General features: G+C 46.5%; 2 protein-coding genes and 1 pseudogene. All 3 read right to left on the bottom strand.

Annotation, left to right across the window (positions count from 1 at the left end):
- Nucleotides 1-205 (bottom strand): annotated as a pseudogene (locus A3751_RS20300) (AarF/ABC1/UbiB kinase family protein); the annotation flags it as partial.
- A 49-nt stretch (nucleotides 206-254) separates the two neighbouring features.
- Nucleotides 255-926, bottom strand: coding sequence for a fumarylacetoacetate hydrolase family protein (locus tag A3751_RS20305; RefSeq protein WP_068458706.1), 672 nt, complete (start codon nucleotides 924-926; stop codon nucleotides 255-257).
- Between the two features lie 82 nt (nucleotides 927-1008).
- On the bottom strand, nucleotides 1009-1197 hold a 189-nt coding region (locus A3751_RS20310), incomplete at its 5' end, for an FAD-linked oxidase C-terminal domain-containing protein (protein WP_304439066.1).

A 1197-nucleotide genomic window follows, 5' to 3' on the forward strand; every position in this document is an offset into this window, starting at 1 on the left:
AAAATTCAGCCGGCAAAAAATCCTGCGTTTGCGAGACAATTTGCCCCACCTTCATCACAGCGCCTTTCAACTCACCTAAGGTCTCGGTGATGTCCTCCGCCATTTTTCCATAAGCAACTGACTTACTGTCTTTACGCGTTTTCTCATCTTGAACAACGTCTTTAATTTTTTCGCCAGCGTAACGTGTCGCTACGCTAGCGGTCATACCCGCTAGCTTAAAAAAGCGTTTTGTTCTGCTCTTTGCAGGAGTTTTATTAGACGCCACGAGTCGCTACTCTGATTGGATCAAAGTCATGCTCGGAAGAGCCGCATTCTAAGCGGAGAAGTAAAGTGTCGTTATTTTTTAACGTTCCAACGCCCTTTGGAGTTCCGGTCAACACCACATCTCCCTTGCGCAGGGTGAACGTAGTCGCGATCTCCGTTAACAAGGTTTCAATATCAAAAAGCATATCGGACGAGGCACCAAGCTGCACCGTATCCCCGTTAAGATTGAGAGAGAACCGAATATTCGCAAGATTCTGGTTATCAAAACGAATAAATCGGGTGAGGTAAGCGGCGCCATCGAACGCTTTAGCGCGCTCCCACGGATGGCTCTTCTCCTTTAACTGCGATTGCAGCTCCCTATCCGTAAGATCAAGCGCTAAGCCAATACCCGCAATCTCAGGTTTGACGCGCCCTGAACCGCTTAATCCAGGCTCCCCAATTAAGATAGCCAACTCAGTTTCATAGTGGATGCCGTCGCGCGGGATCTTTAGAATACTTTGGTCCTGAATACTCGACTCAGGCTTTATGAACAAAATTGGAGAGCTGGGAATCGGATTATTAAGCTCGCGAGCGTGTTCTGCATAATTTCGCCCGACGCATACTACCTTAGAGCAAGGAGCGTCGAATTTTGTTTCATCCAACAAAACTACTGAGTACAACATCCATTCCTTTTTCAATTAATGACAGCAAAGTGGCAACTAAAACCAAAACTACATGAGGTTTGATTTACAACACACCGACGCCTCAATCGAATATCTTGCCGGGGTTCATCACGCCTTTAGGATCAAAAACCTGCTTTATGCCCTTCATTAGGGCTATCTCTGCGTCACTACGCGTATAGCGCAAATAATCTTTCTTAACAAGGCCTACGCCGTGCTCTGCCGAAACACTGCCGTTATACTTCTCTACGATATCAAACACCCACTTGTTCAC

The sequence above is a fragment of the Oleiphilus sp. HI0080 genome (genome assembly GCF_001635135.1).